The organism is Kitasatospora sp. NA04385, from assembly GCF_013364235.1.
GTDB lineage: Bacteria > Actinomycetota > Actinomycetes > Streptomycetales > Streptomycetaceae > Kitasatospora.
The window spans coordinates 2,167,825-2,181,261 of the sequence record NZ_CP054919.1 but is presented as its reverse complement, the minus strand read 5'-3'; the positions used below and the strand labels follow the sequence as shown (position 1 = coordinate 2,181,261).

14 protein-coding genes are annotated in these 13,437 nt (G+C 72.2%); 9 read left to right on the top strand and 5 right to left on the bottom strand.

Features of this window, described 5'->3' with window-relative positions; translation table 11 throughout:
• Window positions 1-21 precede the first annotated feature (21 nt).
• The gene (locus HUT16_RS09495; RefSeq protein ID WP_176187325.1) at window positions 22-315 is read left to right on the top strand and encodes a hypothetical protein; all 294 of its coding nucleotides are present in this window, start codon (window positions 22-24) and stop codon (window positions 313-315) included.
• A 74-nt stretch (window positions 316-389) separates the two neighbouring features.
• Here the strand turns inward: HUT16_RS09495 and nadA are convergent, their stop codons facing one another.
• On the bottom strand, window positions 390-1,571 hold the full coding sequence (gene nadA / locus HUT16_RS09490) for a quinolinate synthase NadA (RefSeq protein ID WP_176187323.1): 1,182 nt from the start codon (window positions 1,569-1,571) through the stop codon (window positions 390-392).
• A 181-nt stretch (window positions 1,572-1,752) separates the two neighbouring features.
• Here nadA and HUT16_RS09485 point away from each other — a divergent pair, with 181 nt between their 5' ends.
• The 3 genes from HUT16_RS09485 (at window position 1,753) to HUT16_RS09475 (ending at window position 4,765) form a co-directional block, all read left to right on the top strand.
• Window positions 1,753-2,679 carry an NADP-dependent oxidoreductase gene (locus HUT16_RS09485; protein ID WP_176187321.1) on the top strand — a complete coding sequence of 309 codons (927 nt, stop codon included), beginning with the start codon at window positions 1,753-1,755 and terminating at the stop codon, window positions 2,677-2,679.
• A gap of 90 nt (window positions 2,680-2,769) precedes the next feature.
• Complete coding sequence (locus HUT16_RS09480; RefSeq protein WP_176187319.1) at window positions 2,770-3,246, top strand: Lrp/AsnC family transcriptional regulator; 477 nt, start codon at window positions 2,770-2,772, stop codon at window positions 3,244-3,246.
• Window positions 3,247-3,382: 136 nt separating this feature from the next.
• Window positions 3,383-4,765, top strand: a complete 1,383-nt coding sequence (locus HUT16_RS09475) for a pyridoxal-dependent decarboxylase (RefSeq protein ID WP_254897729.1) — start codon at window positions 3,383-3,385, stop codon at window positions 4,763-4,765.
• Window positions 4,766-4,781: 16 nt separating this feature from the next.
• Here the strand turns inward: HUT16_RS09475 and HUT16_RS09470 are convergent, their stop codons facing one another.
• Window positions 4,782-5,663 carry a GNAT family N-acetyltransferase gene (locus HUT16_RS09470; RefSeq protein WP_176187317.1) on the bottom strand — a complete coding sequence of 294 codons (882 nt, stop codon included), beginning with the start codon at window positions 5,661-5,663 and terminating at the stop codon, window positions 4,782-4,784.
• A gap of 205 nt (window positions 5,664-5,868) precedes the next feature.
• Here HUT16_RS09470 and erpA point away from each other — a divergent pair, with 205 nt between their 5' ends.
• The gene (erpA, locus tag HUT16_RS09465) at window positions 5,869-6,222 is read left to right on the top strand and encodes an iron-sulfur cluster insertion protein ErpA (RefSeq protein ID WP_111553090.1); all 354 of its coding nucleotides are present in this window, start codon (window positions 5,869-5,871) and stop codon (window positions 6,220-6,222) included.
• A gap of 64 nt (window positions 6,223-6,286) precedes the next feature.
• Here the strand turns inward: erpA and HUT16_RS09460 are convergent, their stop codons facing one another.
• Together HUT16_RS09460 and HUT16_RS09455 are read right to left on the bottom strand one after the other, a co-directional pair.
• On the bottom strand, window positions 6,287-6,904 hold the full coding sequence (locus tag HUT16_RS09460) for a hypothetical protein (protein ID WP_176187315.1): 618 nt from the start codon (window positions 6,902-6,904) through the stop codon (window positions 6,287-6,289).
• Between the two features lie 85 nt (window positions 6,905-6,989).
• On the bottom strand, window positions 6,990-7,208 hold the full coding sequence (locus HUT16_RS09455) for a hypothetical protein (RefSeq protein ID WP_176187313.1): 219 nt from the start codon (window positions 7,206-7,208) through the stop codon (window positions 6,990-6,992).
• Window positions 7,209-7,413: 205 nt separating this feature from the next.
• On the opposite strand from HUT16_RS09455, the gene HUT16_RS09450 reads away from it, so the two are divergent.
• On the top strand, window positions 7,414-8,391 hold the full coding sequence (locus tag HUT16_RS09450) for a carbohydrate kinase family protein (protein WP_176187311.1): 978 nt from the start codon (window positions 7,414-7,416) through the stop codon (window positions 8,389-8,391).
• A 66-nt stretch (window positions 8,392-8,457) separates the two neighbouring features.
• Here HUT16_RS09450 and HUT16_RS09445 read toward each other — a convergent pair whose 3' ends face one another.
• Window positions 8,458-9,855, bottom strand: coding sequence for a cysteine desulfurase/sulfurtransferase TusA family protein (locus HUT16_RS09445; RefSeq protein ID WP_176187309.1), 1,398 nt, complete (start codon window positions 9,853-9,855; stop codon window positions 8,458-8,460).
• A gap of 362 nt (window positions 9,856-10,217) precedes the next feature.
• On the opposite strand from HUT16_RS09445, the gene coxB reads away from it, so the two are divergent.
• The 3 genes from coxB (at window position 10,218) to HUT16_RS09430 (ending at window position 13,266) form a co-directional block, all read left to right on the top strand.
• Window positions 10,218-11,078 carry a cytochrome c oxidase subunit II gene (coxB, locus tag HUT16_RS09440; RefSeq protein WP_176187307.1) on the top strand — a complete coding sequence of 287 codons (861 nt, stop codon included), beginning with the start codon at window positions 10,218-10,220 and terminating at the stop codon, window positions 11,076-11,078.
• A 65-nt stretch (window positions 11,079-11,143) separates the two neighbouring features.
• Window positions 11,144-12,853 (top strand): cytochrome c oxidase subunit I, encoded by a 1,710-nt coding sequence (ctaD, locus tag HUT16_RS09435; RefSeq protein ID WP_254898275.1) that lies wholly within the window; start codon window positions 11,144-11,146, stop codon window positions 12,851-12,853.
• On the top strand, window positions 12,850-13,266 hold the full coding sequence (locus HUT16_RS09430) for a cytochrome c oxidase subunit 4 (protein WP_176187303.1): 417 nt from the start codon (window positions 12,850-12,852) through the stop codon (window positions 13,264-13,266). Before ctaD ends, HUT16_RS09430 begins: the two co-directional genes overlap by 4 nt.
• The last annotated feature ends 171 nt before the right edge of the window (window positions 13,267-13,437 follow it).

The following is a 13,437-nucleotide window of genomic DNA, read 5'->3' as shown; positions in this document are numbered from 1 at the left end:
AGCCAGGGGAGACGCACCAGCATGATCATGCGGGTCTTGGGTGAGGGGCAGTTCGAGGTCGCCGAGGGCGACCTGAACCGGCTGAACCAGCTGGACGACGAACTGCTCCAGGCCGTCGAGGCGGGCGACGAGGAGGCCTTCCGGGCCGCGCTCGGCAGCCTCCTCGCGGCCGTCCGTGAGGTCGGAACGCCGCTTCCGCCGGAGTCGCTGGAGCCGTCGGACCTGATCCTGCCGGACGCCGAGGCGTCCCTGGAGCAGGTCCGCGAGCTGCTGCGGGACGAGGGCGACGGCCTGATCCCCGGCCTCCCGGAGTAGTTCGGGCGCGGTACGTGACGAAGGGCGGGCACCCCCACCGGGGGGTGCCCGCCCTTCCCACGTGCGGCGAATCGTTACGGCAGGGCCAGCATCCGGTCCAGCGCGGCCTTGGCGTGCTTCTCGGTCTCGGCGTCCACCGTGATCACGTTCGGCACCCGGCCCTCGACCAGCGACTCCAGCGCCCACACCAGGTGCGGCAGGTCGATCCGGTTCATGGTCGAGCAGAAGCACACGGTGCGGTCGAGGAAGACGACCTCCTTGTCCGGGTGCGCCTTGGCCAGCCGGCGCACCAGGTTCAGCTCGGTGCCGATCGCCCACTTCGAGCCGGGCTCGGCGGCGTCCAGCGCCTTGATGATGTACTCGGTCGAGCCCACCATGTCGGCCGCGGTGACCACCTCGTGCCGGCACTCCGGGTGCACCAGCACCGTCACGCCCGGGATGCGCTCGCGGACCTCGTTCACCGACTCCACGCTGAAGCGGCCGTGCACCGAGCAGTGCCCGCGCCACAGGATCATCTTCGCGTCCCGCAGCTGCTCGGCGGTCAGGCCGCCGTTCGGCTTGTGCGGGTTGTAGAGCACGCACTCGTCCAGCGGGATGCCCATCTCCAGCACCGCGGTGTTGCGCCCCAGGTGCTGGTCCGGCAGGAACAGCACCTTCTCGCCCTGCTCGAAGGCCCACTCCAGCGCCCGCTCGGCGTTGGAGGAGGTGCAGATGGTGCCGCCGTGCTTGCCGGTGAACGCCTTGATGTCGGCCGAGGAGTTCATGTACGACACCGGCACGGTGACGTCCGCGACGCCCGCCTCGGTCAGCACGTCCCAGCACTCGGCGACCTGCTCGGCGGTGGCCATGTCGGCCATCGAGCAGCCGGCCGCCAGGTCCGGCAGGACGACCTGCTGGCGCTCGGAGGTGAGGATGTCGGCGGACTCGGCCATGAAGTGCACGCCGCAGAAGACGATGTACTCGGCCTCCGGGCGGGCCGCCGCGTCCCGGGCCAGCTTGAAGGAGTCGCCGGTGACGTCGGCGAACTCGATGACCTCGTCGCGCTGGTAGTGGTGGCCCAGGATGAAGACCCGGTCGCCGAGCTTCTCCTTCGCGGCGCGGGCGCGCGCCACCAGGTCGGGGTCGGAGGCGGCGGGCAGGTCGCCGGGGCACTCGACGCCGCGCTCGCTGTTCGGGTCGGCCTCGCGGCCGAGCAGCAGCAGGGCGAGCGGCGAGGGGGTGGGGTCGACGCCGTAGGTCTCGGTGGTGGTGGTCACGGGCGGCTGCCCTCCTGGTGCGGCCGGATTGACACCAGCCTTCTCGTCTATCTGACGCTATCTATGATAACCGGTTGTCGTCAGCCTGACGATGGCCGCTTCGTCGATGTGACGAGAACCGCTCACCAGGATGGATGCTTCCGGCGCGAGGACCCGCCGCACCGTCCGGTTGGCTGGAGGCATGAAGGCAATCGCGATCAACCGCTACGGCGGCCCCGACGTGGTCGAGTACACCGAGCTCCCCGACCCGAAGGTCGGCCCCGACACCGTACTCGTCCGCACCCGCGCGGTCGGCGTCAACCCCGTCGACTGGAAGATCCGCGAGGGACACCTCGACGGCGTCCTCGACGCGCACTTCCCCCTGGTCGTGGGCTTCGACCTGGCCGGCACCGTCCAGGCCGTCGGCGGCGCCGTCACCGAGTACGCCCCCGGCGACGAGGTGATCGGCTACGTCCGCAAGGACGTCATCGAGCACGGCACCTACGCCGAACTCGTCGCCGCCCCCGTCCGCACCCTGGCCCGCAAACCCGCGGCCCTCGACTGGGCCGAGGCCGGCGGACTCCCCACCGCCGGGCTCACCGCCCAGCAGACCCTGGTCGGGGCGCTCGGGCTGCGCCGCGGCGAGACCGTGCTGATCCACGCGGCGGCCGGCGGCGTCGGCTCGATCGCCTGCCAGGTCGCCACCGCGCTCGGCGCCCGGGTCATCGGCACCGCCGGGGAGCACAACCACACCTTCCTGCGCGGCCTGGGCGTCGACCCCGTCACCTACGGCCCCGGCCTCGCCGAACGCGTCCGCGCCCTGGCCCCCGAGGGCGTCGACGCCGCGCTCGACCTGATCGGCGGCGACGCCGTCGAGACCTCCGCCGGCCTGCTCAAGGACCCCACCCGGATCGCCTCCGTGGTCGACTACACCGTCACCGCCCGCGGCGGCCGCTACGTCTTCACCCGCCCCGACCCCGAGGACCTCGCCGCCGTCGCCCGGCTCGCCGACGAGGGCCTGCTCACCGTCCCCGTCGCCTCCACCTTCCCGCTCAGCCAGGCCGCCTCCGCCCAGGCCCTCAACGCCGAGGGCCGCACCCGCGGCAAGATCGTCCTGCTGGTGGACTGACCCGGTTCCGGCCGTCCGCGACAATGGGCTCCGCAGAGTCGTTCCTCCCACGGCTCACCACCCTCACCCGCACCACCGTGGAGCCCCGCCATGAGCACCCACCGGCCGCCCGACCTCGGGCCCGTCCGGCCGGACGGGCCCGGCCTCGACGACACCGACCGCCTGCTGCTCGAACACCTCAGCCGCGACGGCCGCGCCTCCTACGCCGAGATCGGCCTGCTCACCAACCTCTCCGCCACCGCCGTCCGCCGCCGGATCGACCGGCTGCGGGCGCGCGGCGCGGTCCGCGGCTTCACCGTCGTCCTCGACCCCGACCTGCTCGGCTGGCGCACCGAGGCCTTCGTCGAGGTCTACTGCCGCCCCCGCACCTCGCCCGAGGAACTGCTCGCCTCGCTGCGCCAGTTCCCCGAGGTCGCCGCCGCCTGGACGGTCACCGGCGACCCCGACGCCCTGGTCCACCTGCGCGCCGCCGACACCCGCCACCTGGAAGCGGTCATCGAGCGCATCCGCAAGGAGCCCGGCGTCCAGCGCAGCCGCTCCTCGGTCGTCCTCTCCCAGCTCATCTGACGCAGCTTTCCTGCGCGCCCCCGCCCGAACACGCAGGAAACCGGCCCCGGACGGCCGCGTTCCGACGCGCGCCCGCACACCCCCGCTGCCTACGCTGATCATGACCCCAGCACCGCCCGCAGCGAAGAGGACACCCGTGTACGCAGCCCCCGACCGCATGCACAAGCCGGACAACCAGCTGGTCGACCTCGTCTTCGACTACATGCGCGAACGCCTGCAGTACGACCCCGTCCCGCTCGACCACCCCGGCGACGGCGCCCACCTGCGCGAGGCGCTCGCCGGGCTGCTGAACGACCACGGCAACCACCCCGCCGACGTGCTCAAGCTCTACGACCACGAGCTCTCCCGCGCCGTCATCTCCGCCGACAGCCCCCGCTACCTCTCCTTCATCCCCTGCGCCCCCACCAAGGCCGCCCTGCTCTTCGACATGGTCGTCTCCTGCGCCTCCCTGCAGGGCATCTCCTGGCTGGAGGCGGCCGGCGCGATCGCCGCCGAGAACCAGGTGCTGCGCCTGATAGCGGACCGGGCCGGCCTGCCCGCGAGCGCCGGCGGCACCTTCGTCTCCGGCGGCTCGGCCGGCAACCTCTCCGCGCTGGTCGTCGCCCGCGACACCGCCCGCCGCCGGCTGGCCCAAAAGAATGAGCACGGTGGCCCCGAGGCCCGGCTCCGGATCGCCGTCGCCGACCAGGTGCACTCCTCGGTCAAGAACACCTTCAACATCATCGGCGTCGAGCCCTTCCTCGTCCCCGCCGTCGACCGCCGCCTCACCGGGGACGCCCTGCGCGCCACCCTCGCCGCCGACCCGCACCCCGAGACCGTCATCGCCGTCGTCGGCACCGCCGGCACCACCAACGAGGGCATCGTCGACGACCTGGCCGGCATCGCCGAGGTCGCCCGCGAGCACGACCTCTGGTTCCACGTCGACGGCGCCTACGGCGGCGCCGGGCTGTTCGCCCCCTCGGTCCGCGCGCGCTACGACGGCATCGAGCACGCCGACAGCTTCGTCGTCGACCCGCACAAGTGGCTGTTCGCCCCGTTCGACTGCGCCGCCCTGCTCTACCGCGAACCGCGCCTGGCCCGCGCCGTCCACACCCAGGACGCCTCCTACCTCGACGTCCTGCACACCGAGGGCGACGAGTGGAACCCCACCGACTACGCCTACCACCTCACCCGGCGGGCCCGCGGCCTCCCGCTCTGGTTCTCGCTCGCCGTCCACGGCGTCCAGGCCTACACCGACGCCGTCGAGGCCGGCCTGCGCCTCGCCCGCGCCACCGCGCAGCTCATCCGCGACACCGAGCACCTCGAACTCCTCCACGACCCGCAGCTCTCCGCCGTCTGCTTCCGCCGCAAGGGCTGGACCCACGACGACTACTACCGCTGGTCCCGGCAGCTCCTCGCCGACCAGGTCGGCTTCGTCACCCCCACCGGCTGGGACGGCGAGACGGTCGCCCGCTTCGCCTTCCTGCACCCGGGCACCACGATGGAGATGGTCCAGGAGATCCTCGACACGATGCAGTGAGCGGGCCCGCGGGCGCCTACAGGTAGCCCCCGTTGGGGACGTACGGCATCGGCGGGCGCATCCCGCGCAGGCCGAGGTAGCCGCGGGTGGACAGCGACAGGCCCAGGTCCAGGCCCACGTCGACGGCCCACTCCTGCTCGGCGGTCAGGAAGGAGACGTTCGCCTCCGTCCCCGCCGGGACGCGGGCCAGCGCCTCGCGCAGCAGCCGGACGGCGATCCGCTTGGAGGTCGCCGCGACCAACTGCACGTCGCCGCCGTCCCGGTAGCAGTAGCCCGTCCCGGCCAGGGTGTCCGCGACCAGCAGCTCCTCGAAGTGCGCCAGCATGAACGGGTGGTCCGGGCCGTGCGCCGCGCCGCGCACCCGGCGGTCGACCGAGTCCAGCAGGTGCAGGTGCGTCGGGTTGCCCGCGTGCACCGGGATGTCGCCCGGGTCCAGCAGCCGCTCCCGGTCCACCTGCCCGGTCAGCCGCATCGTCGGGTGCAGGGTGAACCCGGCCCGCCGGTAGCGCCGGGCCGCCGCCGGGGACGGCGAGGCGCACAGCATGCCGCGCAGGCAGCCCCGCCCGTACGCGGTGGCCCGCTCCAGCAGCAGCCGGCCCACCCCCCGCCCCTGCGCGGCGGGGAGCACCACGAACAGCACCAGCACCCACACCCCCTCCCGGCGCAGCGACAGCGCCGCCCCGACCGCCTCGCCGTCCTGCTCGGCGATCCAGCACCCCTCCGGGTCGGTGACCGCCAGGTGCCGGGTGCGGGCCGGGCCGCGGACCCGGCGGCGCCCGTCCGCCGGTGTGTCCGGATCGTCGGGCGGCCGGTTGTCCAGGTCACGGAAGGCCGCCCGGGCGATCCGGTCCACGGCCTCGGCGTCCTGCGCGGTGTCCTTGAGCTGACGAATGATCACCTGTCACATCCTGCTGCGCCCGCTGCGCGGACGGTAGCGCTTTGCGGAAGTGGGCGGTGACCCGTCCGGCCCGGTGTGCGAGCATGGGGTACGTGGGGGAGTGGGCGACGAAAACGTCCCCCGAACGCACCACCTCCCGGAAATGAATCCGGGAGGCCGCTGGTTGGCACTGGCGGATCACAGTCGTCACAGACCGGGAGTAAGCATGACCGTCCAGGACGAGACCACCGTCGAGAGTGGCATCCTCCTCACCGACGCCGCCGCGGGCAAGGTCAAGGGCCTGCTGGAGCAGGAAGGCCGCGACGACCTCGCGCTGCGCGTCGCCGTGCAGCCCGGCGGCTGCTCGGGCCTGCGCTACCAGCTGTTCTTCGACGAGCGTTCGCTCGACGGCGACGTCGTCAAGGACTTCAACGGCGTCAAGGTCGTCACCGACCGGATGAGCGCCCCCTACCTGGGCGGTGCCACCGTCGACTTCGTGGACACCATCGAGAAGCAGGGCTTCACCATCGACAACCCGAACGCCACCGGCTCCTGCGCCTGCGGCGACTCGTTCAGCTAAGCCCTGAACACCGGCCGCCGAGGGCGGCTCCCCCGGGCCGGGGGAGCCGCCCTCGCGGCGTTCGTCAGCGCGGGTCGCCGCCCGCGACCCCGCTCTGCACCGGCAGCTGCTCGCCCGTCGCGGTGTCCACCACGCCGCCGCCGGTCATCGGCTTCGACAGCGTGACGCTCGCCTGCTGCTCCTTCATCAGCTGCGGACACGCCTTGCCCGGCTCCGCGGTCTGCGTGATCACCACCCGCAGCTTCACCACCGGCGGGGTGTCCTCCTCGACCCGGACCCCGTACTTGTCGCAGACCCCGGCGGTGAAGAACACCGTCAGCGTGGTCGGCCCGTCCTGCCGGTAGCCGGACGCCGGGATCTTCACCGCGGTCGGCGGGCGCTCGCCCACGGCTATCCCGGGCGTGGTCGGCTGCGCCGCCGAGGGCTGCGGGCTCGCGTCCGGGGCCGGGCTCGACGCGGCCGGCTGCGAGGGCGACGCGGAGGGGGTGGCGGACGGCGAGGCGGCGGGGCTGCCCGGCACCGGGCTGGTGGTCGCGCTCGGCGAGCCGGTGGCCGCGGTGGTCGGGCCCGAGCTGCCGCACGCGGTGAGCAGGCCGACCGCGAGGGCCGCGCCGGCCAGTGCGGCGGCCGCCCGGCGGGCGCGGGGGGCCTGGGCGGAGACGGCTGCGGTGCTGTCGTCCATGATCTGTGTTCCTCCCGAGGGTCGTGCGGCGCCGTGAGCGACATCGCGCCGATTTGACGTGCCCCGGAGGAAACCGGTTCCGCCGCTACCCGCCGTACTCCGGCATGCCCGCCACCACCCGGCGCGCCGCCACCGGCACCCGAACGACCGCCGCGTTCGGGGCGGAGACCGTCGGGAGCGGCCCGGAGACCGGCCAGAACCGGCCCAATCGGCGCGAGGAATCCAGCAGCTCGGCCAGCGTCTCGGGTTCGGCGTCCGCACGGCGGCGACCCGCGGCCCGCCCGGAGGAGTGATCGATCACCATGTGCTAACCAGCTCCGATCGCCGTGCCGCGGCCACGGCGCCGCGGACTGGACGGGGGCCGCGTCCGGCCCCCGTACTGGCGACCCTAGGCCGCCGCGCGTCCGGAAGACAGCCTTACCGATCGGTAGCACCCCCCGGGTCCGGGTACCGTAGGCGCGTTGCTGCCCCCAAGCTCCGGCCAACGCCGGGCCGCCAGAGGAGACCTCGTGCGCATCGCCGTCGCCGGCTCGATCGCCACCGACCACCTGACGACCTTCCCCGGACGCTTCTCCGACCAGCTGGTGCCCGAGCAGCTGCACACGGTGTCGCTGTCCTTCCTGGTCGACACCCTGGACATCCGCCGCGGCGGGGTCGGCCCGAACATCGCCTTCGGCATGGGCGTCCTGGGCCTGAACCCGGTCCTGGTCGGCGCGGCCGGCGGCGACTTCGCCGAGTACCGCAGCTGGCTCGACCGGCACGGCGTCGACACCGACTCCGTGCACATCTCGGAGACCCGGCACACCGCCCGCTTCATGTGCACCACCGACCAGGACCACAACCAGATCGCGTCCTTCTACACCGGCGCGATGGCCGAGGCCCGCAACATCGAGCTCCAGCCGATCGCCGAGCGGGTCGGCGGCCTCGACCTGGTCCTGATCGGCGCGGACGACCCGGCCGCGATGGTGCGGCACACCCAGGAGTGCCGCACCCGCGGCTACGCCTTCGCCGCCGACCCCTCCCAGCAGCTGGCCCGCCTGGAGGGCGAGGACATCCGGCAGATCGTCGACGGCGCGGCCTATCTCTTCACCAACGAGTACGAGGCCGCCCTGATCGAGTCCAAGACCGGCTGGTCCTCGGACGAGATCCTGGACCGCGTCGGCACCCGCGTCACCACCCTCGGCCCCAAGGGCGTGCGCATCCAGCGCCGCGGCGAGCCCGACGTCGTGGTCGGCTGCCCGGCCGAGGAGCGCAAGGCCGACCCCACCGGCGTCGGCGACGCCTTCCGCGCCGGCTTCCTGGCCGGCCTCTCCTGGGACCTCGGCCTGGAGCGCGCCGCCCAGGTCGGCTGCATGCTCGCCACCCTGGTCATCGAGACCGTCGGCACCCAGGAGTACGAGCTGCGCGGCGGCCACTTCCTGGAGCGCTTCGAGACCGCCTACGGCGCGGAGGCCGCCAAGGAGATCAGCACCCGCATCGCCCTCTGAGCGAACGGGCATGCGCCACCGGGGGCTCGGGGAACGTCGAGCCCCCGGCGGTGCGCTCCCGCCGTTCTAATCGAGCCCCCGGATCACCAGGTACGCCGTGCCGCGGGTGCCCCCGTACTCCGTGGCGGAGGCCTCGCCCGCGTAGGTGTGGCCGCACATCCCGCACCAGGCGGGGATGTCGTGGCGGGCCGCCTCGTCGTCGGAGAGGACGGCGACGAGGCCGCCGGGGTCGACCTCGCCGATGTGCTTGGCGAGTTCGATGACCGGGATCGGGCAGCGCCGGCCGAGGGTGTCGAGGACCAGCGCCCCGGCCGGGCCGGTCGCGGAGCCGGGCGCGGGGAGGTCGAGCCCGAGCGGGGCGCGGACGTCGGCGACCACCCGGGGGAGGACGTCGAGGAAGGCGTCCACCTCGGCGCGGGTGGTGCCGGCGGGCAGCGAGACGCGCAGGTTGCCCTCGGTGAGGACGCCCATCGCGGCCAGCACGTGGCTGGGGGTCAGCGTGCTGGAGGTGCAGGAGGAGCCGGAGCTGACCGCGAAGCCGGCCCGGTCGAGCTCGGTCAGCAGCACCTCGCCGTCCACGTACAGGCAGGAGAAGGTCACCAGGTGCGGCAGCCGCCGCTCCGGGTCGCCGACCACCTCGACGGCGGGGACCAGCTCCGGGACGCGGTGGCGGATCAGGTCGACGAGTGCGCGCAGGCGGGCGTTCTCGGCCTCGGCCCCGGCCCGGACGGCGCGCAGCGAGGCCGCGGCGGCGACGATCGCCGGGACGTTGGGGAAGCCGGGCACCCGCCCGCCCTCGCGGTCGTCGGCGGGCAGCGGCGAGGAGTACCGGACGCCCTTGCGGACGGCGAGCACCCCGACCCCGGCCGGGCCGCCCCACTTGTGGGCGCTGGCGGCCAGCAGCGACCAGCCGGCCGGGACGGGCAGCCGGCCGGCGCTCTGCGCGGCGTCCACCAGCAGCGGGACGTCGCCGAGCAGCGCGGCGGTCTCGGTGACCGGCTGCAGGGTGCCGACCTCGTGGTTGGCGGACTGCAGCACGGCGAGCGCGGTGTCGGGCCGCAGCGCGGCGGCGAACTCCCCGGCGGACACCCGGCCGTGGCGGTCGACCGGGACGGCGGTGACGGCGCCGCCGTCGGCCTCCCAGCGCTCGGCGGTGTGCAGCACGGCGGAGTGCTCGACCGCGGAGTGCACCAGGTGGGCGCCGCGGCGGCGGTGGCCGCGCAGGGCGCCGAGCAGGCCCAACTGGAGGGCCTGGGTGCCGGAGGAGGTGAAGGAGACCTCGTCGGCCCGGGCGCCGAGCACCTCGGCGACGGTCTCCCGGGCGGCGTCCAGCAGCATCCGGGCCTGCCGGGCGGAGCGGTGCAGCCGGGCGGGGTCGGCCCAGCCCTCGTCGAGGGCGGCGAGCAGGGCCTGCCGGGCGACGGGGTGCAGCGGGGCGGTGGAGGCGGCGTCGAAGTAGGGCACCCGGTCACCGTAGACGACGCGGGCGGCGCCCCTTACGGGGTGATTCCTCCCGCCCGGCGGGGGAGCCGACGGCCCGTCACCCGCGTGTCGCAGTACGGTCGCCCGTTCGGCCGTGGGAGGCTCGGATGTCCGCCATGACCTGCGACTCCGTCCGCCCTCCGGAGGCGGTTCACCCCTCGGGGGCTGATCGGGTAGCCGGGCGGCGCGTTACCGGGGGCTGCCCGTGAGCGCCGCATAAGGATGGAGTAGCGTTTGGCCCGCATAAGCATTCAAACCGTGCCCGTGGCCGGACCGCCGAGGAGACCCGACAACAGTCTCCTCCCGGTGGTGCGTTCGCGGGCGAGACTTCGGGAAGGCGCTACGTGAGTCCCAACGGCTCCGACCGCTCGCCGCGGCGCACGATGCGGCGGAAGCTGCCTCAGGCGCTGGCACTGGGCCTCGTCATCGCGACCGCCACCGGCTGCTCGGCCAACGACCTGCCCAGGCTTGGCCTCCCCAGTCCCGTCACCAAGGAAGGCCCGCTGGTCCTTCACATGTGGCAGGGCTCGTGGATCGCGGCTCTGGTTGTTGGCGCACTGATGTGGGGTCTGATCCTCTGGAGCGTGTTCTTCCACCGGCGCAGCCGCACCAAGGTGGAGATCCCCGCTCAGACCCGGTACAACGTGCCCATCGAGGCGCTGTACACCGCGGTCCCCCTCGTCATCGTCTCGGTGCTCTTCTACTTCGTCGCCCGCGACGAGGCCACCCTGACGAAGGTCGACGCGAAGCCCCAGCACACCATCAACGTGGTGGGCTTCCAGTGGAGTTGGGCGTTCAACTACGAGAACTCCGAGATCCCGGACCCGGCGAGCACCACCGCCGCGTACGAGGTCGGCAGCACCAAGGAGCCTCCGACGCTCTACCTGCCGATCAACGAGACCGTGAAGTTCCGGCTGACCTCCAACGACGTCATCCACGACTTCTGGCCCGTCAACTTCATGATGAAGATGGACGTCGTGCCCGGTGTGGTCAACGAGTTCCAGGTCACCCCGACCGCGCTCGGCACCTACCGCGGCAAGTGCGCCGAGCTCTGCGGCACCGACCACTCGCGGATGCTGTTCAACGTGAAGGTCGTGTCGGCCGCCGACTACGAGCAGCACCTCAAGGACCTCCGCGACAAGGGCCAGGCCGGTGCGGTTCCCGCAGGCATCCTCCCCACCACGGGAAGTAGTGAAGAGAAGTGACCATCCTCAACGAGCCCGCCGCGGCCGGTGGGGGAGCCGGGGCCGTCACCTCGGGGACTCCGCGGGTGCGCAAGCCGGGCAACGCGATCATCAAGTGGCTCACCACCACTGACCACAAGACGATCGGCACGATGTACCTGGCGACCTCGTTCGCCTTCTTCCTGATCGGTGGCGTGCTCGCCCTGGTCATGCGTGCCGAGCTGGCCCGCCCGGGTACCCAGATCCTGTCGAACGAGCAGTTCAACCAGGCGTTCACCATGCACGGCACGATCATGCTGCTGATGTTCGCCACGCCGCTGTTCGCCGGTTTCGCCAACTGGATCATGCCGCTCCAGATCGGCGCCCCCGACGTCGCCTTCCCGCGCCTGAACATGTTCGCCTACTGGCTGTACCTGTTCGGCTCGATCATCGCGGTGGCGGGCTTCCTGACCCCGCAGGGCGCGGCCGACTTCGGCTGGTTCGCCTACTCGCCGCTGTCGGACGCGGTCCGCTCGCCGGGCATCGGCGCCGACATGTGGATCATGGGTCTGGCCTTCTCCGGCTTCGGCACCATCCTCGGCGCGGTCAACTTCATCACCACGATCATCTGCATGCGCGCGCCCGGCATGACGATGTTCCGGATGTCGATCTTCGTCTGGAACGTCCTGCTGACCGCCGTGCTGGTCCTGCTGGCCTTCCCGGTCCTCGCGGCCGCGCTGTTCGCCCTGGAGGCGGACCGGAAGTTCGGGGCGCACGTCTTCGACCCGACGAACGGCGGAGCGCTGCTCTGGCAGCACCTGTTCTGGTTCTTCGGCCACCCCGAGGTGTACATCATCGCGCTGCCGTTCTTCGGCATCGTGTCCGAGATCATCCCGGTGTTCAGCCGCAAGCCGATGTTCGGCTACTCCGGCCTGATCGCCGCGACCATCGCCATCGCCGGCCTCTCGGTGACGGTGTGGGCGCACCACATGTACGTGACCGGACAGGTCCTGCTGCCGTTCTTCTCGTTCATGACCTTCCTGATCGCGGTCCCGACCGGTGTGAAGTTCTTCAACTGGGTCGGCACCATGTGGAAGGGCTCGCTGAGCTTCGAGACCCCGATGCTCTGGACGGTCGGCTTCCTGGTCACCTTCCTGTTCGGCGGTCTGACGGGCGTCCTGCTCGCCTCCCCGCCGATCGACTTCCACGTCTCCGACTCGTACTTCGTGGTCGCGCACTTCCACTACGTGGTGTTCGGCACCGTCGTCTTCGCGATGTTCGCCGGCTTCCACTTCTGGTGGCCGAAGATGACCGGCAAGATGCTGGACGAGCGCCTGGGCAAGATCACCTTCTGGACGCTGTTCATCGGCTTCCACGCGACCTTCCTGGTGCAGCACTGGCTGGGCGCCGAGGGCATGCCGCGCCGGTACGCCGACTACCTGGCCTCGGACGGCTTCACCACGCTGAACACCGTCTCGACCATCGGCTCGTTCCTGCTCGGCCTGTCGATCCTGCCGTTCCTCTACAACGTCTGGAAGACGGCCAAGTACGGCGAGAAGGTCGAGGTCGACGACCCGTGGGGCTACGGCCGCTCGCTGGAGTGGGCGACCTCCTGCCCGCCGCCGCGGCACAACTTCACCACCCTGCCGCGGATCCGCTCCGAATCCCCGGCGTTCGACCTGCACCACCCGGAGATCGCCGCGCTGGACTACCTGGAGAACCACGGTGAGCCGGCCAAGCACTTCGAGGGTGTGACCCCCGCGCAGTACGACCGTCCGTCGCTGGGCAAGGGCAAGAATGAGGGTGACGCCCGATGAAGGAACAGGGAAAGATCTTCGCCGGTCTGGCCGTGTTCGTGCTGGCGATCGCGATCACCTACATGATCTGGACCGGTAAGTCGGACCACGGCCTGGAGGCCGCCGGCACCACCGCGCTGTTCCTGGCCTTCGGCCTGTGCGCCTTCATCGGCTTCTACCTGGCGTTCACCGCCAAGCGGGTGGACACCGGCGCGGGCGACAACCCCGAGGCCCAGGTCTCGGACGACGCCGGCGAGGTGGGCTTCTTCGCCCCGCACAGCTGGCAGCCGCTCTCCCTGGCGATCGGTGGCGCGCTGGCCTTCCTGGGCGTCATCTTCGGCTGGTGGCTGCTGTACTGGTCGATCCCGATCATCCTGATCGGCCTGTTCGGCTGGGTCTTCGAGTTCTACCGCGGCGAGAACCAGAACCAGTAGGTTCCGGATCGCGTCGGCCGCACGGCGGGCCGGGTACTCCCCTCGGGGGGTGCCCGGCCCCCGTCGTTCCCGGGGACCACCGGGCGGCCGTCCCCCGCCCGGGTTACCCGGAGTGCCGACCGGGTGACGCCTTCCTACGCTCTGAGGCAGGTTCGTACCCCCTGGGAGGTT

Coding starts and splice junctions, on each gene's coding strand:
- HUT16_RS09495 (WP_176187325.1), top strand. CDS start 22: ATGATCATGCGGGTCTTGGGTGAGGGGCAGTTCGAGGTCGCCGAGGGC.
- HUT16_RS09485 (WP_176187321.1), top strand. CDS start 1,753: ATGAAGGCAATCGCGATCAACCGCTACGGCGGCCCCGACGTGGTCGAG.
- HUT16_RS09480 (WP_176187319.1), top strand. CDS start 2,770: ATGAGCACCCACCGGCCGCCCGACCTCGGGCCCGTCCGGCCGGACGGG.
- erpA (WP_111553090.1), top strand. CDS start 5,869: ATGACCGTCCAGGACGAGACCACCGTCGAGAGTGGCATCCTCCTCACC.
- HUT16_RS09460 (WP_176187315.1), bottom strand. CDS start 6,904: ATGGACGACAGCACCGCAGCCGTCTCCGCCCAGGCCCCCCGCGCCCGC.
- HUT16_RS09455 (WP_176187313.1), bottom strand. CDS start 7,208: ATGGTGATCGATCACTCCTCCGGGCGGGCCGCGGGTCGCCGCCGTGCG.
- HUT16_RS09430 (WP_176187303.1), top strand. CDS start 12,850: ATGAAGGAACAGGGAAAGATCTTCGCCGGTCTGGCCGTGTTCGTGCTG.